The sequence below is a fragment of the Bacillus proteolyticus genome (assembly GCF_001884065.1).
GTDB lineage: Bacteria > Bacillota > Bacilli > Bacillales > Bacillaceae_G > Bacillus_A > Bacillus_A proteolyticus.
This window is the reverse complement of sequence record NZ_MACH01000002.1, coordinates 128,962-153,288: the sequence shown is the minus strand read 5'-3', so window position 1 is coordinate 153,288 and position 24,327 is coordinate 128,962. Positions and strand designations below refer to the sequence as shown.

At 35.6% G+C, this 24,327-nt stretch carries 19 protein-coding genes; 11 read left to right on the top strand and 8 right to left on the bottom strand.

Annotated elements, in window-relative coordinates; genetic code table 11:
- Positions 1 to 49: 49 nt before the first annotated feature.
- A complete protein-coding gene (locus tag BAQ49_RS00805; RefSeq protein ID WP_071743827.1) occupies positions 50 to 1,252 on the top strand; it encodes an NAD(P)-dependent malic enzyme in 1,203 nt (400 codons plus the stop codon).
- 293 nt (positions 1,253 to 1,545) lie between these two features.
- On the opposite strand, the gene BAQ49_RS00800 is transcribed toward BAQ49_RS00805, so the two are convergent.
- Both BAQ49_RS00800 and BAQ49_RS00795 read right to left on the bottom strand, forming a co-directional pair.
- The gene (locus tag BAQ49_RS00800; protein WP_071743826.1) at positions 1,546 to 2,070 is read right to left on the bottom strand and encodes a DUF4871 domain-containing protein; all 525 of its coding nucleotides are present in this window, start codon (positions 2,068 to 2,070) and stop codon (positions 1,546 to 1,548) included.
- 183 nt (positions 2,071 to 2,253) lie between these two features.
- Positions 2,254 to 3,180, bottom strand: coding sequence for a DMT family transporter (locus tag BAQ49_RS00795; RefSeq protein ID WP_071743825.1), 927 nt, complete (start codon positions 3,178 to 3,180; stop codon positions 2,254 to 2,256).
- Between the two features lie 120 nt (positions 3,181 to 3,300).
- On the opposite strand from BAQ49_RS00795, the gene pdxR reads away from it, so the two are divergent.
- The gene (gene pdxR / locus BAQ49_RS00790; RefSeq protein WP_071743824.1) at positions 3,301 to 4,701 is read left to right on the top strand and encodes a MocR-like pyridoxine biosynthesis transcription factor PdxR; all 1,401 of its coding nucleotides are present in this window, start codon (positions 3,301 to 3,303) and stop codon (positions 4,699 to 4,701) included.
- 33 nt (positions 4,702 to 4,734) lie between these two features.
- Here pdxR and BAQ49_RS00785 read toward each other — a convergent pair whose 3' ends face one another.
- The 3 genes from BAQ49_RS00785 to BAQ49_RS00775 all read right to left on the bottom strand — a co-directional run bounded on the left by BAQ49_RS00785 (position 4,735) and on the right by BAQ49_RS00775 (position 7,576).
- Positions 4,735 to 5,247 (bottom strand): GNAT family N-acetyltransferase, encoded by a 513-nt coding sequence (locus BAQ49_RS00785; RefSeq protein ID WP_000351210.1) that lies wholly within the window; start codon positions 5,245 to 5,247, stop codon positions 4,735 to 4,737.
- A 146-nt stretch (positions 5,248 to 5,393) separates the two neighbouring features.
- The gene (locus BAQ49_RS00780) at positions 5,394 to 6,839 is read right to left on the bottom strand and encodes a HAMP domain-containing sensor histidine kinase (protein ID WP_071743823.1); all 1,446 of its coding nucleotides are present in this window, start codon (positions 6,837 to 6,839) and stop codon (positions 5,394 to 5,396) included.
- A 65-nt stretch (positions 6,840 to 6,904) separates the two neighbouring features.
- Positions 6,905 to 7,576: a response regulator transcription factor gene (locus BAQ49_RS00775; RefSeq protein WP_071743822.1), complete on the bottom strand. Its 672-nt coding sequence runs from the start codon at positions 7,574 to 7,576 to the stop codon at positions 6,905 to 6,907.
- Between the two features lie 329 nt (positions 7,577 to 7,905).
- On the opposite strand from BAQ49_RS00775, the gene BAQ49_RS33830 reads away from it, so the two are divergent.
- Positions 7,906 to 8,028: a hypothetical protein gene (locus tag BAQ49_RS33830; protein ID WP_071743821.1), complete on the top strand. Its 123-nt coding sequence runs from the start codon at positions 7,906 to 7,908 to the stop codon at positions 8,026 to 8,028.
- A 447-nt stretch (positions 8,029 to 8,475) separates the two neighbouring features.
- Here BAQ49_RS33830 and BAQ49_RS00765 read toward each other — a convergent pair whose 3' ends face one another.
- Entirely contained in the window at positions 8,476 to 8,982 is a 507-nt protein-coding gene (locus BAQ49_RS00765) for a GNAT family N-acetyltransferase (RefSeq protein WP_071743820.1), read from the bottom strand.
- 238 nt (positions 8,983 to 9,220) lie between these two features.
- A complete protein-coding gene (gene fdhD, locus BAQ49_RS00760; RefSeq protein ID WP_071743819.1) occupies positions 9,221 to 10,027 on the bottom strand; it encodes a formate dehydrogenase accessory sulfurtransferase FdhD in 807 nt (268 codons plus the stop codon).
- Between the two features lie 298 nt (positions 10,028 to 10,325).
- On the opposite strand from fdhD, the gene fdhF reads away from it, so the two are divergent.
- The 8 genes from fdhF (at position 10,326) to BAQ49_RS00720 (ending at position 22,592) form a co-directional block, all read left to right on the top strand.
- On the top strand, positions 10,326 to 13,268 hold the full coding sequence (gene fdhF, locus BAQ49_RS00755; RefSeq protein WP_071743818.1) for a formate dehydrogenase subunit alpha: 2,943 nt from the start codon (positions 10,326 to 10,328) through the stop codon (positions 13,266 to 13,268).
- A 12-nt stretch (positions 13,269 to 13,280) separates the two neighbouring features.
- The gene (locus tag BAQ49_RS00750) at positions 13,281 to 13,763 is read left to right on the top strand and encodes a helical membrane plugin domain-containing protein (protein WP_002091031.1); all 483 of its coding nucleotides are present in this window, start codon (positions 13,281 to 13,283) and stop codon (positions 13,761 to 13,763) included.
- 164 nt (positions 13,764 to 13,927) lie between these two features.
- The gene (locus tag BAQ49_RS00745; RefSeq protein WP_071743817.1) at positions 13,928 to 15,799 is read left to right on the top strand and encodes a glycerophosphoryl diester phosphodiesterase membrane domain-containing protein; all 1,872 of its coding nucleotides are present in this window, start codon (positions 13,928 to 13,930) and stop codon (positions 15,797 to 15,799) included.
- Between the two features lie 369 nt (positions 15,800 to 16,168).
- The gene (gene ald / locus BAQ49_RS00740; protein ID WP_071743816.1) at positions 16,169 to 17,302 is read left to right on the top strand and encodes an alanine dehydrogenase; all 1,134 of its coding nucleotides are present in this window, start codon (positions 16,169 to 16,171) and stop codon (positions 17,300 to 17,302) included.
- 103 nt (positions 17,303 to 17,405) lie between these two features.
- Positions 17,406 to 18,821, top strand: coding sequence for an amino acid permease (locus BAQ49_RS00735; RefSeq protein ID WP_071743815.1), 1,416 nt, complete (start codon positions 17,406 to 17,408; stop codon positions 18,819 to 18,821).
- Between the two features lie 142 nt (positions 18,822 to 18,963).
- Positions 18,964 to 19,536, top strand: a complete 573-nt coding sequence (locus BAQ49_RS00730) for a class I SAM-dependent methyltransferase (RefSeq protein ID WP_071743814.1) — start codon at positions 18,964 to 18,966, stop codon at positions 19,534 to 19,536.
- A gap of 291 nt (positions 19,537 to 19,827) precedes the next feature.
- On the top strand, positions 19,828 to 20,205 hold the full coding sequence (locus BAQ49_RS00725; protein ID WP_000829679.1) for an ArsR/SmtB family transcription factor: 378 nt from the start codon (positions 19,828 to 19,830) through the stop codon (positions 20,203 to 20,205).
- A 20-nt stretch (positions 20,206 to 20,225) separates the two neighbouring features.
- Positions 20,226 to 22,592, top strand: coding sequence for a heavy metal translocating P-type ATPase (locus BAQ49_RS00720; protein WP_071743813.1), 2,367 nt, complete (start codon positions 20,226 to 20,228; stop codon positions 22,590 to 22,592).
- Between the two features lie 203 nt (positions 22,593 to 22,795).
- Here BAQ49_RS00720 and BAQ49_RS00715 read toward each other — a convergent pair whose 3' ends face one another.
- Positions 22,796 to 24,259 carry a nicotinate phosphoribosyltransferase gene (locus BAQ49_RS00715; protein ID WP_071743812.1) on the bottom strand — a complete coding sequence of 488 codons (1,464 nt, stop codon included), beginning with the start codon at positions 24,257 to 24,259 and terminating at the stop codon, positions 22,796 to 22,798.
- Positions 24,260 to 24,327: the final 68 nt, after the last annotated feature.

The following is a 24,327-nucleotide window of genomic DNA, read 5'->3' as shown; positions in this document are numbered from 1 at the left end:
TAGCTATATTCGTATAGCTAGCTTGTCAAATTAAGGGGAGATTATAAGTATGTTAGAAAATCAAATTAATGAAAGATCATTGTTATTGCATAAAGAGTTAGTAGGGAAAATTGAGATTACAAGTAAAGTAGAAGTGAATTCAGCGGATGATTTAAGCCTGACTTATACACCAGGCGTGGCGGAATCTTGCAAAGCAATTGCAGCAGATGAGGAAACGGCTTATGACTATACAGCACGTGGGAATATGGTAGCGGTTGTCTCAGATGGAACTGCAGTACTTGGTTTAGGGAACATTGGACCGAAAGCGGCAATGCCTGTTATGGAAGGGAAAAGTATTTTATTCAAGAAATTTGCGAATGTAGATGCTTTTCCATTATGTCTAGGGACGACGGATGTAGATGAAATCGTTACCCTTGTGAAAAATTTAGAGCCTACATTTTCTGGTATCAATTTAGAAGATATTGCAGCGCCACGTTGCTTTGAAATTGAAAAACGATTAAAAGAAGAAACGAATATTCCTGTATTCCATGATGATCAACATGGAACAGCTATTGTCGTTTTAGCAGCTGTTATTAATGCACTAAAAGTCGTAAGTAAACAAATGGATAATGTGAAAATTGTTATTAACGGTGCGGGTTCGGCAGGAATTGCAATTGGAAAATTATTATTAAAAGCTGGCGCAAAACACATTACATTAGTAAGTTTAGAAGGTATTGTTTGTGAAGGTGAAGCGTGGATGAACGAAGCACAAGTAGAAGTTGCAAAGCGGACGAATCGCGAACATGTACGCGGAACGCTAAAAGAAGCGATTCATCAAGCTGATATTTTCATTGGCGTATCTGCTCCTAACGTATTAACGAAAGAACTTGTACAGACGATGAATGGGAAAGCGATTGTGTTTGCAATGGCGAATCCAATTCCAGAAATATTCCCAGAAGATGCATTAGCAGCTGGTGCAGCTGTAGTAGGAACTGGACGTTCTGATTACTCGAATCAAGTAAATAATGTATTGGCGTTCCCAGGAATATTCCGCGGTGCGTTAGATGTGCGAGCGACTGATATTACAGAAGAGATGAAATTAGCGGCAGCATATGGAATCGCTAACATCATTACGGATGAAGAGCTTCATGCGAGTTATGTAATTCCAAATCCATTAGATAAAAGAGTTGTTCCAAGTGTTGCAGAAGCAGTAGCAAAAGCAGCCATTGATTCAGGAGTGGCGAAAATTACGAAAATGCCAAGTTATAAATAGTCAAAAGCAGCGCCTTAAAAAGGCACTGCTTTTTTTGAGATAAGAAATCAAAACAATGAAGAAGTGTAAATTTATTCAAGCCCCTTTCATTATTTATTTAATTCCATTGCAACTTGTTTACCATTTACTAAAACCTCAGTTACTGCTACGATCACTTCTATCATTTTTTTCATCTCTCATCTCTCCTCGCTTCATTTCTTACTTTAAGTATAAGAGAAGAGAGATAATCCAACTATCGAAGTACGTGACGTAGAAATTACATTGTTGTAAGGAAGTGTTTCAGTTTTGTCACTTTATTCGGCGTTGATTACAAACTGATCATAATATTTTTCATTCACATATATATTTAATACCCATAATCCAGAGGAAGGTAGTGACATTACGAGAGGGAGTTCCTTTATGGTTGTATTGACTGTATTTGAAGTAGTCCAAGTTTGTTTGGAAGTTTCTTTTTGAAAGAGTACTGGTGTTGGAGTTGTAGTTCCTTGTTTTAACGCGATAATAGATAGTTTTCCAGTTGGCATTTCAGGATCTAGGAAGAACCACATTATTTCATTTTGTTCATTTGCGATAATAGAGCTATCAGCCATTGCAATTTTTCCTTCAATGCCTTTTAAGGGCATTTTCCCCTCTGTAAAGGAAGGTGCTTCTTCCCAATTTACATCTTTTAAAACACTAAGATGAAAAAAGGAAGGTGCGTTAATTTGAGAGGATGACGTTTCTAGTACTTCTTTTTTAGGTACATTTGAATCTGGTTGCACTTGTGCGCAGCCAGTAATGAGGAAGGAGAAAAGTAGCATAGTTCCGATTTTTTTCATGTTGCCACACTCCTAATTTTTATTGTTAGTGTAATTGTATTTGCTAGCAAGCGGGACAATTCCTTTAAATCATAAAAAGAGGTCGTAAGTTTTGTACGACCTCTTTTGACATTTTCTATCCCGATTGGTGAAGGCTAATAATCATTGGGGATGAACAAAACCCCCACTGATTAAAGTTTCACTTTATATTTGCTCAGTTGAAAAGGTTGGTTCTCTCTCTTTTTGAGGCATTGTTAAGAAAATAACAGAAAGAACGATACATACTCCGCCTAATAATTGATATGCTCCAAAAGATTCATTAAGCCAAGCGATTGAAACGATGGCAGCTACAAGTGGTTCAATGCTAGATAAAATACTTGTTTCTGTTGCTGCTAAATATTTAAGACTACCGATATAAAGAAGGAAAGAAAGAGTGCCGCTTATAATGATAAGAATAAGCATAGAAAAAGTTTGAAGTGTGAAAGTTTGCGAAATCTGATTCCATCCAAAAGAACGATTACAAATAAGCAGTGCAATCCCTCCGATTAACATCCCCCAGCCAATTACTACAGTTGTTCCGCATTCTTTAATGAGAGAAGCTGGATGAAGGGTATAAAATGCAAATCCTATTGCCGTTAATAGTCCGAAAATAATGGCTGCTTTAGATAAAACAATATTTTCGATTGAGCCATTTGTAATAATAAAGTATGTTCCTGTTAGCGCAGTTATAATTGCGAGTATTTGCATAGAAGCAGGGAATTTTCTTTGCTCAAATGCAACATACATTGTAATAAGAACAGGGCCTAGAAATTGAAAGAGTGTTGCTGTGACAGCATTACTAATATGAACTGTTTCGATAAAGGCATATTGCGCACCGAGCATGCCAAGAATAGAGAAAATAATAAGCTGTATAGAATGTCTAGGGTGTTTCCAAATTTGAAATATGTTTTGTTTCTTTATTAGTAAGAAAGACAAAATAAATATTCCTGCAAGCAACAAGCGAATTGTTAAAAAATCAATTGATGATACGTTCGTATGTTGAAATAGCCATTGAATCATCGGTCCAGATAATCCCCATAATGTGGCTCCTGTAATAATCATAATGAGTCCAATACGTCTACTTTTGTTCATTATCATGCATCTCCTCTCTAGTATTTGATTATTAATGCGTTACATGATAAAAGGAATTATATAGAACTTCTGGTACTGTAAAAAGTATCAGTTATGTGTTTTTGAGAGGGGTCAGTTATTGTGTTAGAATTAACGCCTAATTTGAATGCAAATAGTAAGACGGCATTGTATGTACAATTGTATGAGTATATAAAAAAAGAGATTAAAGATGGAACGATTCCGGCTTTTACGAAATTACCGGCTAAGAGGAAGCTAGCAACATATTTACAAGTGAGTAAAAATACAGTTGAAGCTGCTTATGAGCAACTTCTTGCGGAAGGATATATTGAGTCGATTTCTAGAAAAGGATATTTTGCATGTGAAATCGAGCAAATGATTCATGCGGAAGGTAGCGAAGAGGTAATAGGAGAAGCGCCTTTTCAAGATAAGGAGTATAAATTTGATTTCACTCAAACGGGTGTGGATACTAATACTTTTCCGTTTCATGTATATCGAAAAATTACGAACGAGGTATGGCAATTTGAAAATAAAGATTTACTTTTTATTGGACATCCGCAAGGGGAGGTAAGTTTACGAGAAGCAATCGCGAGCTATTTGTATGAATCTAGAGGTGTACGATGCGTAGCTAGTCAAATTGTAATAGGAGCGGGTACACAAATATTAGTAAAAATGTTATTTCAGCTGTTAAAGGGAAGTCGTTATGCAGTTGAGAATCCTGGGTACCATCGGAAAATGGTTGTTTTTGAGCAAGGGGAACAAAATGTCCAAATGTTATCTTTAGATGGAGATGGAATTTGTATGTCACAGTTAACTGATAGCCATGCAAATGTTGTATTTGTTACACCTTCGCATCAGTTTCCTTGCGGGATGATTATGCCAATTACGAGAAGAATGCAGCTTTTACAATGGGCGAAAAAAGAAGAAGGAAGATATATTATTGAAGATGATTATGATAGTGAATTCCGATATTCAGGAAAGCCGATTCCGGCGCTGCAAGGGTTAGATAGAGATGGGAAAGTAATTTATATGGGTACGCTGTCTAAAGCGCTATTGCCATCATTACGGATGAGTTATATGGTGTTGCCAAAACCGCTCATTAAGCAGTATCAGGAGCAATATTTATTTTATACACAAAGCGTTTCAAGAATGGATCAAGAGGTCATTAAGAAATTTTTAAATGATGGGCATTGGGAAAAACATATTCATAAAATGCGTGTTGTGTACCGAAAGAAGAGGGACCGTCTTGTTTCGGTAATAGAAAAATATTTTTCTAATGGAGTTGAAGTAATAGGAGAGGACTCTGGCCTACATATTTTATTAAAAGTGCATAATGGGATGGAAGAGAAAGAGTTAGTGGAAGCTGCAGCTGAGAGGAGTATTAAAGTATATCCTGTTTCGATGTATTATAAGGAAAGGACTTCCCCCGAAAATACAGTATTGCTTGGATTTGCGACTTTATTAGAGGAAGAAATTGAAGAGGCTATTCAATTATTATATACAGCATGGTTTACAAGGAAGTAAAAAAACATCCTCATAAATGGAGGATGTTTTTTATTATTTTTCTTCATCTAGGAAAAGAACCATATGCTCTTCATCCCAATATTGTCCGTTATATTTTAATGAACGTTCCTGCACACCAAATGTTTTAAATCCTAATGACTCATAAAGTTTTTTTGCACCATCGTTGCCAACAACAACATCAAGCATAACTTGCTCTACTTCTAGAGATTTAGCAAGTTCAAGACATTCCTTAATAAGTGCTTTTCCTGCTCCAAGTCCGCGTGCTTTTGGAGACACGTATACTGAACCAATTTTCGCTTTATGTTCTTGTTTTACATATGGTTTCGTTTCCAGTGTTGCAACTCCGATTAATTCTCCATCTTTAAATGCACCTAGTGTATAGTTCTCATCTTGTGCTAATTTTTGGGCTTTATATTCAATAGCACACTCTTTATTAATAATATCTTCATAAGAAGAGCTGAAAGCTTCCGGGTTTTGTTTTAATCCTTCTACTCGAAGTTCTAAGTAAATTTCTGCTTCGTCTTTTGTTAATACATGGATATCCAATTATATCACCCTCCAAATCTTTTACAGTTGTACCTATATTTTATATTGAAATAAAAATAATTTCAAAAGCTTAGCTTATATGAGCTGGTTTTATAAATAAAATAGCACCAGTAGTGTTTACTACTACTGGTGTTTTCACGCATATATTATTCAAATGGTAACTCAATTATAAATTCTGTTCCGACTTCTAATTCGCTTTTAACTTCGATAGAACCATTATGAAGTTCTACAATTTCCATTGCAACAGCTAGTCCAATACCTTTTCCACCGGTAGCCCTTGTTCTAGATTTATCGACACGGTAAAAGCGATCGAAAATGTGTGGGATATCTTCTTTTGGAATACCTTCACCTTCATCTTGTACACTTATTGTAAAAGTATTCACACTGGTTAGTACACGTATTGTGATAGAAGTGTTTTCTGGAGAATGTTGATAGGCGTTGTGTAATAAATTTAACATCACTTGTTCCATACGCCTTTCATCTATACAAACTTCTAAATCATTTTTACAGTATACATGAATTTCTATTTGTTTGTTTGTTAATGTTGTTTTTGTTTTTTCAACCATTCGTTCTAAAAATGGTCTAAGGGGCATTTTTTGTTTTTTAATAACGAATTGATGTTGCTCTAATTGTACGAGCATAAATAAATCTTGTACGAGATCAGTTACACTATCCGTTTCATCCTCGATGATTTGTAAATACTCTTCACGTTCTTCCTTCGTTAAAGAATCTCTCTTTGCTACCTTCGCATAACCTTTCATATAGGTTAATGGAGTTAATAATTCGTGAGCGACACTAGCGAGGAATTCATTTCGTTCTTTTTTCATATACGTAAGTTCACTAGATAAATCTTCAATAGTTTTTGCTAAGCTTCCAAGTTCATCATTTCGTTTAATTCCTAATTGAATTGGCTTGTTCAATTTGGACATTTTTTCAGTAGCTCTTTTCATCTTTATAAGAGGTTCTGTAATAACCCGAGAAAAAACAAAGACAGAAATAGTTGTTAAAATAATTGTCAAAATACTAATGATAATAAATTGATCCATGAGTTTAAGTAACATATTTTCTAAGAAAGATGTCTTTAATAACATATGTAAGTTACCTTGAAATCCATTTATTTCAAGTGGGCTTACTGTTGAGATGAATTTCGATTTTTTCCAGTTTTTTTCTACAATCAACCCGTTTTTAGGAATAGTTTCCGTTTTACAAGTAAGTTGCTTTTGCATTTCTTTCGTTACGGGTTCTGAGGTGGAAATGATTTTGCCGTTATTGTCAGTTATAATGATAGTGATATCGGTATTAGCAATTAATTCTGAGCCAATTAATTCTTCAGCTGCATGCTCGATAGTGAACTCTTGATACCAAGGGCGTTTAGGACGTTCGGTGTTTGGATTTTGTTTAGAATGTTCATTCCATTTTGCACGGTTTACAATTTTGTCACGATACCGATTGCCTTTCTCTAATAGAGCAACTGTTTCCTCTTCAACCCGCATTTTTGAAAGGCTTTTATAAAAAGATACGAAAGCAATTGTTTCAATACATAAAGCTAATATTAAAAAGTATGTCCCAATTTTAAGGGAAAGTTTACTCATTTTCTCACCATACCTTATTTCATATAAAGGGCCAGTGGTCAACTATTGTCCACTGACCCAATTAATTATTCACTTTTCCATTTATATCCGACTTTATAGACAGTTTCTAAGTAATCTTCAACTGGAAATCCTTTTTTGCGTAACTTATCCCGTATATTACGAATATGTGAATCGATAGTTCTGTATTCGATGTCTGTTTGATAGCCCCAAATCTTCTCGATTAAATCGTCTCGGCTGTAAGCGCGGTTTGTATTTTGTAAAAATAGTCCGAGCAACGAAAACTCAATAGGAGTTAGTGAGATTTTTTCATTATAAACTGTAACAGTATGTTTCGTTTTATCCCACTCAATACCATTGAAGCTAACAAAGCCATCTTTCTTTGTGCGGCGTAATATAGCCTCGATTCGCGCGACTAATACATGTTCATCGAATGGTTTTGTAATATAGTCATCTGCTCCCATTGTTAGGCCTTTGACCATATCGTAGTTTTGGTTGCGAGCTGTTAGCATAATAATTGGAACGTTGGAAATTTGACGGATTTGATAGCAAGTATCCCACCCATCCATATTTGGCATCATAACATCTAATAAAACAATATCGAAGTCCTTCTGTTCGATTAATTCTAGCGCTTCAAGGCCAGAAGTAGCTTTCATACAAAAATAGCCACGAGGGCTTAAGAACAGATCTAATAATCGTAACATACGTTCTTCATCGTCTACTAATAGAATTTTCACCATAATCTTGTGCACCCCAAACTATTCATTCTACTTGTATAGTTTACATGAAAATAATAAAAAACTCTTTTTATGTGATTGAATGGATGGCTGATTTTTTCAATCAGGGCAATTGACATAAAAAATGCACTAGTTTTGCACAACTATTTTTTATAATAGAAAACGTAGCGACACAAATACCCTATGTTGCGACATAACGTCATGTCATTTTATTTATAAAATGACAATTCCATTCTATTGTGTATGTGAGATAGAGAGGGTTTTCGTATTCACCTCGCATCGGATAAGAAAAATTTCCTATCTCACACTTTTTTTAAAAGGAGATTGTACACATGAATAAACAAGTAGAGCATTTACAAAAAGAAAAGCAAGATCGTAATGCGGTTGTAATGTGTGTTGCGGTATCTATGCTTATTATGATAAGTTGTGTAAATAAATTTTTCGGGATTTTATAATAGAAAAAAAGCTTATTGCCTCTTACGGAGCAATAAGCTTTTTTTATGTATTCTATATAATAAACCAAGGTAAAATTGCTAATCCAGAAGTTACAATTGCTGTAGCACATATTAAAAAGATAGCTCGTTTGTTTTGTTTCATGTCATATTCTCCTCTACATATCAATTGCATCATGCTATACGTTCATTTAATAATCAGCGGGAGATGGATCCTCCTTGCCGAGTAAAGTTTCACTTTATCCCGCTATTCGCGGGCAGTAAGACTTCCATCTCAAAATTCAGTGGGGGATGGAGCTCCCGACTGAGTAAAGCTTCACTTTATATTTTTAGTATAACGAATGGAAAGGATTGGAACGATCGATAAAGGTGACATGAAGATTACATTGTTGTAATGAAAAAAGCATCTTAATTAATAAGAAGATGCTTTTGAAAAGTTATATTAAAATGTTAATTATTTAAGAATAAAACCATATGCTCTTCGTCCCAATATTGGCCATTATGTTTTAAGGACCGTTCTTGCACGCCGTAAGTTTGGAAGCCGAGAGACTCATATAATTTTTTTGCAGCAGTGTTATCAGCAACAACATCAAGCATGAGCTGTTCTACATTTAATTTATCGGCATTTTCAATAATCGCTTTAATTAAAGCTCGTCCTGCACCGAGACCACGTGCTTTTGGAGAAACAAAAACGGAGCCGATTTTTGCCTTATGCTCTTGCTTAATAAATGGCTTTGTTTCTAGAGTAGCAATACCGACTAAATCATTACCTTTGAAGACACCTAGAGTATACTTATCCGGATTGCTTAATCGCTTTGCCATGGCAGCGACAGGGTTTTCATGTTTAAGAACATCTTCATAAGAAGAGCTAAAAGCCTCAGGGTTTTTCGTTAAACCTTCCATACAAACTTTCAAATAAATTTCTGCGTCCTCTGTTGTTAATAAGCGAATTTCCATAGTTGTAACCTCCTTGGTTGATCCTAATTTAATCCATTAACTCTATAAGAATAAGGGTAGCTAAATACATTCTGTGATTATTCTTTCTTAATTTGTAAAAGAATGAAAAGATATATGCTACTATGTTTTCATTTTATTTATGTAATGAAATTATATATTAACTTTATTAACTATTCAAGTGTTAAACATATTACGTTTTTATAACTAAAAAACACCTCCTCAATTGAGAAGGTGTTTTTTAATTATTCGATTGATAACCATCGATTCGTTCTGGATGTGTATAAATATTGCAAGATTCATTTCGAATGAATCCTACTACGGTAATGCCTAAATCGTGAGCGAGTTGCAATGCTAGCTTAGTTGGAGCTGATTTAGATAGGACAATTTCGCAACCGATTTTTGAAACCTTTAACAAAATTTCAGATGAGATGCGTCCGCTAAACGCGATGATTTTCCCTTGAACAGATATATTGTTTCGTAAACAATGACCGTATATTTTATCTAGTGCATTATGTCTTCCGATATCCATTCTTGATATGAGAATATTTTTTCGATCGCATAACGCGGTATTGTGCACACCACCTGTTTGGTGAAATGTAGTTGAAGATTGTTGTAAGGAAGTCATTAGGTGAAAACATTCTTCTGGAGTAATAGATATATGTATATCGTGTAACTCTTTTGCTTTTGCGGCATCATTGACGAAAACAAAACCTTGTCTACTTTTTCCGCAACAAGAAGTTACGTATCTTTTATTATATAAAGTTTGATAGAGCGGATTAATTTTTGATGATTTTACATGGGCAATTCCGTTTTCCTTTTGGACCCATAATTCTTCAATATCTTTATAAGAAGAAAGAATTCCTTCAGAAATTAAAAAACCAATTACCATATCTTCAATGTAATTAGGCGTGCATACAACTGTTACGTATTCTTCGCTATTCAACTTAATTGTAATAGGAAATTCTGTCACAACATCATCATTTTGTTTTGAAAATGTACCGGATTGATAGCGTACAATCGTATACGTTTCTTGAGTAGGCCCCATATTAAATTCCCCTTTATATGTATTTTTCCCCATATTTATCATAAAACATCGGAAAAATAAAAGCATCTACTATCAGAAAGATGGCAGATTATTTTGGTTATTATTGTATATGTACGATATAATAGATTTGTAGAATAGTGACATTTTCAAGCTTGCGTAGCTATACCTTATAACATCTAGAATCGACTTCATAAGAAAAGTATTTGGGCAGAGCGTTTCAAAAATATGTACAGAAATACGTTTTTGAAAACGGATTCATAATCGTATTGTACAGTGAGTTGTAAGGGGAGGGGAAACTATGACAGAACAGACAGTCCGTGTAACCGTTGATGGGAAAGAACTTTTTGCATCAGGTGAAAAGACGATACTCCAATTATTTAATGAAAGTAATTTAGAACATCCTCAAATTTGTCATGTACCAGAGGTAGATCCTATTCAAACCTGTGATACATGTATTGTAGAAGTAGATGGGAAGTTAATGCGTGCTTGTTCAACGCAAATAGAGAATGGTATGCATATTGAAAGACAGTCTCAGCGTGCAAAAGAGGCACAGACTGAAGCAATGGATCGAATATTAGAGAATCATTTATTGTATTGTACAGTATGTGATAACAATAATGGTAACTGTAAAGTCCATAATACAGTACATATGATGGGGATTGAAGAACAGAAATATCCGTATGAACCGAAAGTAAGTGCATGCGAAGTGGATACATCGCATCCATTCTATCGATACGATCCAAATCAATGCATTGCTTGTGGGCAGTGTGTAGAAGTATGTCAAAATTTACAAGTTAATGAAACGTTATCAATCGATTGGAGTTTAGACCGTCCACGTGTTATTTGGGACAATGGTGTAAGTATAAATGACTCATCTTGTGTGAGTTGTGGGCAGTGTGTAACAGTATGTCCGTGTAATGCGTTAATGGAAAAAACAATGCTGGGTGAAGCAGGATTTATGACAGGATTAAAACCAGATGTGTTAGATCCAATGATTGATTTTGTAAAAGATGTAGAACCTGGATATAGCAGTATTTTAGCGGTTTCAGAAGTAGAGGCTGCGATGCGTAAGACGAAAGTTAATAAAACAAAAACCGTTTGTACATTTTGTGGTGTAGGTTGTTCATTTGAAGTATGGACGAAAGATCGTCAAATCTTAAAAGTACAACCTGTTTCAGATGCACCGGTTAATGGTATCTCTACATGTGTAAAAGGTAAATTTGGCTGGGATTTTGTAAACAGTGAAGAGCGAATTACAAAGCCGTTAATTCGCCAAGGGGATATGTTTGTTGAGGCTTCATGGGAAGAGGCTCTTGAAGTTGTTGCATCTAATATGCAACATATTAAATCAGAATACGGTAGCGATGCATTTGGTTTTATTTCTTCTTCTAAAGTAACAAATGAAGAAAACTACCTTATGCAAAAACTAGCCCGTCAAATATATGGAACGAATAACGTAGATAACTGCTCGCGTTATTGCCAATCTCCAGCGACAGACGGTTTATTTAAAACTGTCGGTATGGGTGGGGATGCTGGAACGGTAAAAGATATTGCTGAAGCAGGTCTTGTTATTATTGTTGGTGCAAATCCAACAGAAGGTCACCCTGTACTTGCAACTAGAGTAAAGCGTGCTCATAAATTACACGAGCAAAAATTGATTGTAGCAGACCTTCGTAAACATGAAATGGCAGAGCGTGCTGATATATTTGTTCACCCGAGTCAAGGGACGGATTATGTATGGCTTGCTGGTATTACGAAATATATTATTGATCAAGATTGGCATGATAAAAAGTTCATAGCTGAAAATGTAAAGAATTTTGATGAATATAGCAAAATGCTAGAAAAGTATACGCTTGATTATACTGAGAAAATTACAGGGATTTCTAAAGATAATCTTAAAGAGATGGCTCGTATGGTATATGAAGCAGATGGTACTTGTGTACTTTGGGGAATGGGTGTAACTCAAAATACAGGAGGAAGTACAACGTCAGCTGCAATTTCAAATTTACTGCTTGTTACGGGCAACTATCGTCGTCCTGGTGCAGGTGCGTATCCGTTACGCGGACATAATAACGTACAAGGTGCTTGTGATATGGCAACATTACCGAACTGGCTTCCAGGTTATCAAGCGGTTTCAGATGATGTGCATCGTGCGAAATTTGAAAAAGCATACGGTACTACCATTCCGAAAGAACCGGGACTAAATAATATCGCAATGTTACTAGCAGCGGAAGAAGGAAAACTGCGTGGTATGTATGTTATGGGAGAAGAAATGGCTTTAGTAGATTCAAATGCCAACCATGTACAACATATTTTAGCGAATTTAGACTTCCTCGTTGTTCAAGATATGTTTTTATCGAAAACAGCTCGTTTTGCCGATGTTATTTTACCGGCAGCACCAAGCTTAGAAAAAGAAGGAACATTTACAAATACAGAACGCCGTATTCAAAGATTGTATGAAGTATTGAAGCCACTTGGTGATTCTAAGCCAGATTGGTGGATTTTACAAAAAGTAGCTCGTGCACTGGGCGGAGACTGGAATTATGGAAGTCCAAGTGAAATTATGGATGAAATTGCATCGCTTGCTCCGTTATACTCACAAGCAACGTATGACCGTTTAGAAGGCTGGAATAGTTTATGTTGGGGTAGCCATGATGGTAGCGATACACCATTATTATATGTAGATGGATTTAACTTCCCGGATAAGCTAGCTCGTTTATCATTAGATGAATGGGTACCGCCAGTAGTAGCACCAGATGAGTATGATTTACTATTAAATAATGGCCGTATGCTAGAGCATTTCCATGAAGGGAATATGACGAATAAGTCGGCTGGCATTTTATCTAAAGTGTCTGAAGTATTTGTTGAAATTTCACCTGAACTTGCTAAAGAACGTAATGTGAAAGATGGTGGTCTTGTAGAATTAGCATCACCATTTGGGAAAATCAAAGTACAAGCGCTTGTTACAGATCGTGTAACTGGAAATGAGTTATATTTGCCGATGCATGCGACAGTAAATGAAGAGGCAATCAATATTTTAACAGGAACAGCAACAGACATTTATACGTGTACACCAGCTTATAAACAAACGATGGTGAAACTGCGCGTATTACGTGAAAAAGGGAATCGTCCGTTACCATCTTCAAACCCGAGAGATAAAAAACGTCATCCGCAAAATGGTGTTGAAATCGAGCAAAAGTGGCAAAGAAAACAATACGTATCACTTGTGGACCAGAATTAGGGGGCGGAGATCATGGCAAAAGAGATTACTTTAATTAAAAAGAAGGTTGTAACAGAAGAAGAAAAGAAACAGCAAGTAACAGATGAACTGTTAAATGAGCTAGCTGAAAATAGAGAAGCAGTAGAAGAGACGATGCAGCTGTTAGGACAGTTGCAAAAAGCTGGAATTTTAGATGCAGCAATTAGTTTACTTGCTGCAAAAGAAGATGTTTCCAAAATAGCTGTTGAACAATTAAATCGTGAACCAGTAAAAAATGCATTAAACAATATGATGGGGGCAGGAGAGGCATTATCTTCAGTGGACCCAGAAATAACGAAACAAATAACATCTAGTTTAGTCACTGGATTACAATTTGCAACGGATGAGCTGAAAAATGGAAAAAAAACAAAAGTGATGGATTTCTTTAAAGTATTAAAAGATCCAGATATCAACAGGGCGATAACATTTGGTTTTAGTTTCTTAAAAGCATTTGGACAAGGACTAGAGAAAAAATAGAGTGAGTGAAAAAAGTGATGGAAGTAGCCATCACTTTTTTCATTATATGTATAAGAGTGTTCATGTTAAGCGGAATATATTATTATTATTATTATTAAAAAGATGGATTGAAATTGGAAATGTGGAATCCATCTCAAATATAGTTTTAGAATGTGGAGGAATATATGCAACACCGTAAAAGACTATCTATACCAGGAGTAATGAGACATTCCTTTCAAACTGTACAATTTGCTTTTTGGAATGTGCTAACATTTCAGCTCGTCTATAAATTGTTAGCTGCAATCGTATTTATCCCCCTCTTAGGTATTATTTTCAATAAGTTATTGTACTTTGGTGGTTATGCAAATGCGACAAATGATGAATTAGTAGCATTTTTGAAAACACCATATGGGATTTTGGCGATTGTAATTTTATCGATACTAGCATTGTTTCTTATTTTTACGGAATTTGCAGTGCTTATTATCATTTCGTATTTCGCTCATAAAAGGCAAGAGGTAAGATTACGTCCGATTTTGTATAAAACAGTAACGTATTTACCTTCTCTTTTTACATATTGCTTACCAGGATTTGTGTTGTATGCAGTTGTACTATTACCGCTATTAAGTATGGGATATAAATCTGCATTGATTCCTGAAATTCAAATTCCTAATTTTATTACAGGTGAACTATTTAAGACGACAATGGGTCAGGTTGGTTATTATGCTTTCTTTGCTGTAGTTGCTTATTTAAATCTTCGTTGGATTTTTGTGTTACCTATTATTGTATTAGAAGAAAAACCATTTCGCACGGCAGCACGTAAAAGTGCGAACTTAGTAAAAGAAAGCTTTTTTAAAGTGTTGTTCTTTTTAGTAGGAGTTTTCATCTCTGTAGGAATGGTCTTTCTTTTATTTATAGGAGTGTATTTACTCTGTTTATGGGGCGTATACGAATTTACGAACCCAGAAGGGACATTTGCGCTATTAGCGGAGTCAACGATTTCAGTCTTCTTAACGAGTACATTGTATTTATTTAGCTTCATTATGACGCCGTTTTATATTATGGCGTTAACAAGATTATACTTACAGAAAGTTTCGGTTGAAGATGTATTATTAGAAGAAGGATTAGATTATTCAAAAACAAAAGCAGATAAATGTTTCTTTAAAAAACACCGTTGGAAATTTATTGGTGTATATATCGTGGGGATTATTACTGCTGGAATGGTCGTTGCCTTCATTGTGACCTTTATTTCAAACACATATAAAGAACCAATTATTATGGCGCACCGTGGATATATATCAAAAGGTGTAGAGAATACGAAAGAAGCAGTACAAGGTGCCATTGATGCAAAAGCAGACTATGCAGAAATAGATGTTTTGCAAACGAAAGATGGCGAACTAGCGGTCATACATGATTTGAAGTTGAAACGTCTTGCGAATGCGAATGTGCATGTATCGGATTTGACGATGGATGAGCTAAGAAAGCTTACTCTTAGTCAAGATGGATTCTCGGGACAAATAAGTACACTTGATGAGATCATTAAGCTTGCAAAAGGCAAAATAAAACTTAATATAGAAGTGAAACTTCACGGTAATGAGAAGGATTTCGTAAAGAAAGTACTAAAAACAATTAAAGAGAACGATTTTGAGAAACAATGTGTAATTCAAACGTTACATTACCCGCTTATTAAAGAGTTTAAGCGTGCAAATCCGGATATAAAAGTAGGGTATGTATTGTTTGCAAGCAGGGCTAATTTAAAGAATGTACAGGCGGATTTCTATGTAGCAGAAGAATATATGTTAAATAAACGCCTAGTGAAAGAAGCGAGAAAGCTAAATAAACCACTTTACGTATGGACAGTAAATGATATGGAAAGTTTAAAGGCATATTATAAGTTAAACGTGGATGGTATCATTACCGATTACCCTGAAGACGCACGCGAAACAATTAAGATGTTAAAAGAGCAAGAAGATCGTGAAAGTGATATGTTTGATAAAATTACTGAAACGACAGAAGATTTATTTTCAAAGTTATTTATAAGTTATCCAGCTGCTGGCTAAATGCTAGTAGCTGTTTTTTTATGAAAAGAATATATTTCTAAAGTATTGTACAAAGTAATAAGTGTATATGTATACGTAACTACTTAGTTTTTTTGCATTGTTACATTATTGTCAAATAATAAATAATTACTATGCGTTTTGAATGGATATAATGTAAATAGAGTGATAGATAATGGAATGGCACGGATAACTCAATAGAATCAATGTTTCGTATATTTACACTATTCTAAATATATAAACTTTAAAAAAATAGTATGTTAGCGTTTTCATAACTTTTAAGTTATGCTAGAATAAGGACATAAGTTATTAATTATTACAAAAAGAAAAAAGAATTCCTTTTTTCTGTTAATTATAAGGGGGCATTTCATTATGCGTATTGGGGTACCAGCAGAAATTAAAAACAACGAAAACCGTGTGGCAATGACACCAGCAGGTGTTGTACATTTAATTCGTAACAATCACGAAGTATTCATTCAAAAGGGTGCAGGTTTAGGATCTGGTTTCACAGATGCTCAGTATGTTGAAGCGGGAGCAAAAATTGTTGATACAGCTGAAGAAGCTTGGAACATGGAAATGGTTATGAAAGTTAAGGAACCAGTTGAAAGCGAATACAAGCACTTCAGTGAAGGTTTAATCTTATTCACATACTTACACTTAGCTCCAGAACCAGAATTAACAAAAGCGTTAATCGAGAAGAAAGTTGTTGCTATCGCATATGAAACAGTACAATTAGAAAACCGTTCATTACCATTACTTGCACCTATGAGTGAAGTAGCTGGTCGTATGGCTGCACAAATTGGTGCGCAATTCCTTGAGAAAAACAAAGGCGGTAAAGGTATCTTACTTGCAGGTGTTCCAGGGGTTAAACGTGGTAAAGTAACAATTATCGGTGGTGGACAAGCTGGTACAAATGCTGCTAAAATTGCAGTTGGACTAGGTGCGGATGTAACAATCATCGACTTAAGCGCAGAACGTCTTCGTCAATTAGATGACATTTTCGGAAACCAAGTAAAAACTTTAATGTCTAATCCTTACAATATTGCAGAAGCTGTAAAAGAATCTGATCTTGTAATCGGTGCAGTATTAATCCCAGGTGCAAAAGCACCAAAACTTGTAACAGAAGAAATGATTAAATCAATGGAACCAGGTTCTGTTGTTGTAGATATCGCGATTGACCAAGGTGGTATTTTCGAAACAACTGACCGTATTACAACTCATGATAACCCAACTTATGAAAAACACGGCGTTGTTCACTATGCAGTTGCAAACATGCCAGGTGCGGTTCCACGTACATCAACTCTTGCATTAACAAACGTAACAGTACCATATGCAGTACAAATTGCTAACAAAGGCTACAAAGAAGCATGCCTAGGCAACACTGCATTATTAAAAGGTATTAATACATTAGAAGGCTATGTAACATTCGAAGCAGTTGCAGAAGCTCACGGTGTAGAGTACAAAGGTGCTAAAGAATTATTAGAAGCAGAAACAGTATCTTGCTAATAGAAGCATTATACAAAACAAAATCGAACAATATATAAAACAACATGATAAGAGCTAAGAGATAACACCTCTTAGCTCTTCTTGGTAAAAGGGGGCATTCATCGTGGCCAACCTATTTAAAAAGAAATCCGTTACGCAATTGTTAGGGGAAAGTAAAAGTAAAACTTTGACGAAAACGCTAGGGGCATTCGACCTAACAATGCTAGGGATTGGTGCGATAATTGGTACAGGAGTTCTAGTATTAACGGGATTAGTAGCAGCAAGAGATGCTGGTCCAGCAGTTATTTTTTCATTCATGATTGCAGCAATTGTTTGTGGATTTGCAGCTTTATGTTATGCAGAGGTTGCATCTACACTTCCTGTTTCAGGTAGTGTGTACACATATTCATATGCAACAATTGGTGAATTTGTTGCCCATTTAATGGGATGGACATTGTTATCCGTATATGTCGTAACAACTGCCGCAGTAGCTGGCGGATGGACAGGTTATTTCAATAATTTAGTGAGTGGATTGGGACTTGAAATTCCAAAAGCATTGTTAACGATTCCATCGCAAGGTGGTATGGTGAACTTACCGGCAATTATCGTTACGTTGGTTATAACTTGGTTATTATCACGAGGTACGAAAGAAAGTAAGCGTGTGAATAACATAATGGTATTAATTAAAATTGGTATTGTTGTTTTATTCATTGCAGTTGGTGTATTCTACGTGAAACCAGAAAACTGGATACCATTTGCACCGTACGGCTTAAGTGGAGTCTTTGCCGGAGGAGCAGCAGTATTCTTCGCTTTCTTAGGATTTGATGCATTAGCAACTTCTGCTGAAGAAGTAAAAAATCCGCAACGTGATCTACCGATTGGTATTATTGCTTCGTTAGTTATTTGTACAATCATTTATGTTGTAGTTTGTCTCGTTATGACAGGTATGGTTTCTTACAAGGAATTAGATGTACCAGAAGCGATGGCATATGTACTAGAGGTTGTAGGGCAAGATAAAGTGGCTGGTGTAATCGCTATTGGAGCTGTAATCGGTATTATGGCTGTAATTTTCGCTTACATTTATGCGACAACACGTGTATTCTTCGCAATGAGCCGTGACGGTTTATTACCAAAATCTTTTGCGAAAATTAACAAGAAGACAGAAGCACCAACATTTTCAGTTTGGTTAACAGGAATTGGTAGTGCTTTAATTGCTGGATTTATCGATTTAAAAGAATTGTCGAATTTAGCGAATATTGGAGCGTTATTAACATTTGCGATGGTTGGTGTAACTGTCATCATTCTTCGTAAAACACATCCGAAATTACAACGTGGATTTATGGTACCACTTGTACCAATCTTACCGATTATTTCAGTTGCATGCTGTCTATTCTTAATGCTAAATTTACCATTAACAACATGGATTTACTTCGGTATTTGGTTAGCAATCGGAGTGGTTGTATACTTTGTTTATTCGAAAAAACATAGTCATTTAAAAGACGATGGAAGTTCGCAAGATAGTTTAGAAAAAGCTAATTAAAAAAAGCTAAATAAAAGGGATATAAGATAGTAAGCCTTGTGCGTCTAGGGAACGCGCAAGGCTTTTTATTATGTAAATATAAAGGGAATGGATATGGTTTTGTAGAATTTTGTATGTCGTAATATGCAAAAGGGGTGTAAGAATGAGAATAAAAGAAGATATAAAAGTTGTCGTTGGAGCAGAGGGATACAATAATAACCCTGGTTGGTTACATACGAATGAAGAAGAATTAAATTTATTAAAAAGAGCAACGTGGCTTAATAAATTTCAGCTTAATTCTTTATCAGTAATTTTAGCGGAACATGTATGGGAGCATTTATCGTACGAAGAAGGAATCGAAGCGGCAAAAATTTGTTATGAGTTTTTAACGGAGGATGGATATATTCGTTGTGCAGTACCAGATGCATTTTTTCCAGATGAAGAATATCAGGAAGGTGTACAAGTAGGCGGACCAGGTCCATTAGATCATCCAGCGGCAAGCCACAAAATCGTTCATAACTATAAAACGATCACGTCCATGTTTGAATCAGCAGGTTTTCAAGTGAGGGTTTTAGAATATTGTGATGAGAATGGTGAGTTTCATTATAATGATTGGGATGAAAAGAAAGGATTCATTTATCGATCGAAACGTTTTGATCATAGAAATCAAGATGGTAAATTAGAATTTGCTTCGTTAATTGTGGATGCAGTGAAAGTTAATAAAGTGAAACTTTAATCAGTGGGGGTTCTTGGTCTCCCGCTGATTATTAGCCTTCACCAATCGGGCTTTTACGGGCAGTTAATGTGGGGTAAATAAGAGAAGGATGCACGATAGTTTTCGTGCATCCTTTTTGTATGAAGAGTATGATGGAGGCGGAGAATATTGATATGTGCATGTTGAAATGTGAACGAAATTGTCAAAAAAATCTTTCGGATTTTATTGACACATATGAGTAGGCGCTCATATAATAAAAGTATAAGATATATGAACAGTTGTTCATATGTTCAATTAAAGAGGTGAGCTATAATGGCTGAAAATAAAGTAGAAACACCGCAGGAAACTTGTTCTCAAACGGTAATTCATGAGGAAGTCGTGGATCAAGTGAAGCAAACAATTCCGACTGATGAAAGTTTAAGTAAAGTAGCAGAACTATTTAAAGTATTAGGTGACCGTACGCGTACGAGAATATTACATGCATTATTTGAAGCTGAAATGTGCGTTTGTGATTTAGCTTATTTATTAGGAATGACACAATCGTCTATTTCACATCAGCTACGTGTGTTAAAGCAAGCGAAACTTGTAAAGAATCGTAAAGAAGGCAAGGTCGTTTATTATTCGTTAGCTGACCAGCACGTAATTCATATCTTCGAGCAAGCGTTTGAACACGTAAACGAGGAAGAATAAAAACGCGAGGAGGGAGAACGATGGCAGAAGCATTAGTGAAAAAGAAACTGATGTTAGAAGGTTTAGATTGTGCGAACTGTGCAATGAAAATTGAAAAAGGCGTTGGGAATATAGAAGGAGTAAATTCTTGCTCTGTAAACTTCGCAACAAAGACGATGGTTTTAGAAACAGCACAAAATAAAGAAAATGAAGTTGTGACAGAAGCGAAACAGCTTGTTACAAAGTTAGAACCACATATTAAAGTGCAAGAAAAGCAAAAAACAAAACCGGCAAAAGAAATTTTTATATTAGAAGGTTTAGATTGCGCGAACTGTGCAATGAAGATTGAAAATAAAGTTAAGGAAATGCCGACAGTTTCAGAAGCAACTGTTGATTTCGTATCAAAGAAATTACGAGTAGAAGTTGCGAATAAAAGAGAGTTAGAATCGACTGTAGAAGATATAAAAAATGTCGTTCAAAAGTTAGAACCAGATGTGAAAGTTGTTCGTGAAGAAAAGAGCGGTCATGACCACGGACATAGTCACGACCATGGTGAAGCAAATGTGAAAAAGATGATAGGGCGATTAGTAGTCGGTGGAATTTTGACAGGAATTGCTGCCTTAGCTGATTTACCACAAATGATAACAATTCCGTTATTCGTCCTTGCGTATTTATTAATAGGTGGAGATATCGTTTGGAGAGCGGTAAGAAACATAACTCGCGGCCAAGTATTCGATGAAAACTTTTTAATGGCAATTGCAACTGTAGGGGCTTTTGCAATTCAACAATATTCAGAAGCTGTTGCGGTAATGCTATTTTATCAAGTAGGGGAACTATTCCAAAGTATTGCAGTAAATCGCTCGCGAAAATCAATTACTTCATTAATGGATATTCGTCCTGATTATGCGAACGTAAAGGTTGGAAATGAAACGAAACAAGTATCACCAGAGGATGTGCAGATTGGTGATTATATTATTGTGAAACCAGGTGAGAAAGTACCGTTAGATGGAAAAGTAGTCGAGGGAACATCAATGATGGATACTTCAGCACTTACAGGTGAATCTGTACCGCGTGAAGTAGAAGTTGGTAATGACGTATTAAGTGGTTTTGTAAACCAAAATGGTGTATTAACAATTGAAGTTACAAAAGAATTTGGTGAATCTACTGTATCGAAAATTTTAGATTTAGTTCAAAATGCAAGTAGTAAAAAAGCGCCGACAGAAAACTTTATTACGAAATTTGCGCGCTATTATACTCCTGTTGTAGTTATTACAGCAGCGATCATGGCGTTTATTCCACCGCTTATTTTAGAAGGTGCTACATTCTCCGAGTGGATTTATAGGGCTTTAGTATTCTTAGTTATCTCTTGTCCATGTGCGTTAGTCGTATCCATTCCTCTTGGATTCTTTGGAGGTATTGGTGGTGCATCTAAAAGTGGGATTTTAGTAAAAGGAAGTAACTATTTAGAGGCATTGAATGATGTGAAATATATCGTCTTTGATAAAACGGGTACATTAACAAAAGGTGTCTTTAAAGTTACAAAAATGGAGCCAAGTGAAGGTACTACTAGTGAAGAACTGTTAGAGTATGCAGCGTTTGCCGAAGTATATTCAAATCATCCAATTGCACAATCTATACGAAATGCATATGGAAAATCAATCGATGAAAATAGTATTGAAGACTATAGTGAAATTTCTGGTCATGGTACGGTTGTAAAGGCACAAGGAAAAGAAATTTTCGCAGGTAATGCTAAATTAATGAGAAAAGAAAACATTACATTTAAGCAACCAAATACAGTAGGTACACTAGTTCATGTTGCTGTAGATGGTAAATATGCAGGTTATATTGTTATCTCTGATGAGGTAAAAGAGGATTCAAAACAAGCAATTCAAAAGTTAAAAGAACTAGGTATTAAGAAGACAGTCATGTTAACTGGTGATGCAAAATCAGTTGGTGAAGCTGTTGGTAAAGAATTAGGTTTAGATGAAGTGCATGCCGAATTATTACCACACCAAAAAGTAGAAGAAATCGAAAAAATTGATGCAGCAAAACACGGTAAAGAAAAGATTGCATTCGTCGGTGATGGTATTAACGATACGCCAGTATTAGCGAGAGCGGACGTTGGTATTGCGATGGGCGGTTTAGGATCAGATGCAGCAATTGAAGCTGCTGACATCGTCATTATGACTGATGAACCTTCAAAAATCGCGACAGCTGTAAAAATTGCAAAACGTACACGTAGTATTGTATGGCAAAATATTATATTTGCATTAGGTGTAAAAGGGCTAGTTTTATTACTTGGTGCCTTTGGTATTGCAACAATGTGGGAAGCGGTCTTCTCAGATGTTGGTGTGACATTACTTGCAGTTTTAAATGCAATGCGTGTACTACGAGTGAAAGATTTATAAAAAAGAGGACGCAACCCGCGTCCTCTTTTTTATCGGTTATTTTGTCGAAATTGACTTAATAAAATAATATCAAATATTATTTTAGTTTTAAATAACGTAATATTAAATTTTATAAATAAAAATATTCTTCTTGTTATTTTAATATATTTTTTACAAATATCCATATAGTATTGAAAAAACAGAGAAGGAGGAAACTTCTCTGTTTATTTTTGTATGTTTTTTTCAACTTGTTCGCGAACAGTTTGAATATAATTCATTTTATGATCCCAGCACTCTTGGCTTAAATCGACGGGATACTCTTCGGGGTTTAAAGTTCGCATGTATTCTTCCCAAAATAGAGCGAGACTCTGTTCGTTATATTTTTGAATATCTAATATACTTGGTAGTTCATATGTTCTTTCACCGTTAACGAAAATGTCTTTATGCAGTTCACGTGCTTCAAAGTTTGTCACGAATTTACTTATATATGTGTGAACGGGGTGGAACATTTTTAAGCGTTCTTCTTTTTCGGGCTCTTCAGAATCTAACGCAATATAATCGCCTTCAGCATGATTATTAACCCTGTTGACTATACGATAAATTCGTTTAAGCCCTGGAGTTGTAATCTTTTCAGGGTTAGATGAAATTTTAATCGTGTCATTTAATTTCCCGTCAGTATCTTCAATCGCAACTAGTTTGTAAACAGCCCCTAATGCAGGTTGCTCAAAGGATGTAATTAATTTTGTTCCAACACCCCATACGTCAATTTTTGCTCCTTGAGATTTAAGGTGCATAATTGTGTATTCATCTAAATCGCTAGAAGCAATAATTTTTGTATTTGTAAATCCAGCCTCATCTAGTAATATTCTTGCCTTTTTAGACAAATAAGCCATATCGCCACTATCAAGACGAATGCCATAGAAATCAATGCGATCTCCAAATTCTTTTGCGACACGAATCGCATTTGGAACACCAGATTTTAATGTGTCATATGTATCAACGAGAAAGACACATTTTTTATGAGTTTCAGCGTATTTTTTAAACGCGACATATTCATCGCGATACGCTTGAACGAAAGAGTGAGCATGTGTGCCGGCTACAGGTATCCCGAAGCGTTTTCCAGCACGAACGTTGCTTGTAGATGAGAAACCACCAATAAAGGCAGCTCGTGTTCCCCAAAGGGCAGCATCAAACTCATGAGCGCGTCTTGTACCGAACTCTAAAAGCTCATCATTATTTGCAGCGTGCTTCATACGTGCAGCTTTTGTAGCAATTAATGTTTGGTAATTTACAATATTTAAGAGGGCGGTTTCAATTATTTGTGCCTCACCGAGTGGTGCATCAACCCGTAATAAAGGCTCATTATTAAAAACAACTTCACCTTCTTGCATACTACGAATCGTTCCAGTAAATTTCATGTTTTGTAAATAATGAAGGAAGTCTTCTTCAAATTGAAGCTCTGCTAAATAAGCGATGTCACTTTCGGTAAAACTGAAATTTTCTATGTACTCTACAATTTTCTCAAGACCAGCAAAAACAGCATAGCCGTTTTCGAAAGGAAGCTTTCGAAAGTATAAATCAAAAACAGAACGGCGATTATGAATACCATCTTTCCAATATGTATAAGCCATGTTGATTTGATATAAATCTGTATGTAAGGCGTAACTATCGTCTTTATAATGATTCATTGCGAAAACACCTCCGTAATTTGGTTATAGTATACCAATTTTTCCCCTCGCGTAGCAAAGAAGTAATA

What these genes read in the sequence shown, in the direction of transcription:
- BAQ49_RS00805 (WP_071743827.1), top strand. Translation starts at nt 50, where the DNA reads ATGTTAGAAAATCAAATTAATGAAAGATCATTGTTATTGCATAAAGAG.
- BAQ49_RS00800 (WP_071743826.1), bottom strand. Translation starts at nt 2,070, where the DNA reads ATGAAAAAAATCGGAACTATGCTACTTTTCTCCTTCCTCATTACTGGC.
- BAQ49_RS00795 (WP_071743825.1), bottom strand. Translation starts at nt 3,180, where the DNA reads ATGAACAAAAGTAGACGTATTGGACTCATTATGATTATTACAGGAGCC.
- BAQ49_RS00780 (WP_071743823.1), bottom strand. Translation starts at nt 6,839, where the DNA reads ATGAGTAAACTTTCCCTTAAAATTGGGACATACTTTTTAATATTAGCT.
- BAQ49_RS00775 (WP_071743822.1), bottom strand. Translation starts at nt 7,576, where the DNA reads ATGGTGAAAATTCTATTAGTAGACGATGAAGAACGTATGTTACGATTA.
- BAQ49_RS33830 (WP_071743821.1), top strand. Translation starts at nt 7,906, where the DNA reads ATGAATAAACAAGTAGAGCATTTACAAAAAGAAAAGCAAGATCGTAAT.
- BAQ49_RS00765 (WP_071743820.1), bottom strand. Translation starts at nt 8,982, where the DNA reads ATGGAAATTCGCTTATTAACAACAGAGGACGCAGAAATTTATTTGAAA.
- fdhD (WP_071743819.1), bottom strand. Translation starts at nt 10,027, where the DNA reads ATGGGGCCTACTCAAGAAACGTATACGATTGTACGCTATCAATCCGGT.
- fdhF (WP_071743818.1), top strand. Translation starts at nt 10,326, where the DNA reads ATGACAGAACAGACAGTCCGTGTAACCGTTGATGGGAAAGAACTTTTT.
- BAQ49_RS00750 (WP_002091031.1), top strand. Translation starts at nt 13,281, where the DNA reads ATGGCAAAAGAGATTACTTTAATTAAAAAGAAGGTTGTAACAGAAGAA.
- BAQ49_RS00745 (WP_071743817.1), top strand. Translation starts at nt 13,928, where the DNA reads ATGCAACACCGTAAAAGACTATCTATACCAGGAGTAATGAGACATTCC.
- ald (WP_071743816.1), top strand. Translation starts at nt 16,169, where the DNA reads ATGCGTATTGGGGTACCAGCAGAAATTAAAAACAACGAAAACCGTGTG.
- BAQ49_RS00730 (WP_071743814.1), top strand. Translation starts at nt 18,964, where the DNA reads ATGAGAATAAAAGAAGATATAAAAGTTGTCGTTGGAGCAGAGGGATAC.
- BAQ49_RS00725 (WP_000829679.1), top strand. Translation starts at nt 19,828, where the DNA reads ATGGCTGAAAATAAAGTAGAAACACCGCAGGAAACTTGTTCTCAAACG.
- BAQ49_RS00720 (WP_071743813.1), top strand. Translation starts at nt 20,226, where the DNA reads ATGGCAGAAGCATTAGTGAAAAAGAAACTGATGTTAGAAGGTTTAGAT.
- BAQ49_RS00715 (WP_071743812.1), bottom strand. Translation starts at nt 24,259, where the DNA reads ATGAATCATTATAAAGACGATAGTTACGCCTTACATACAGATTTATAT.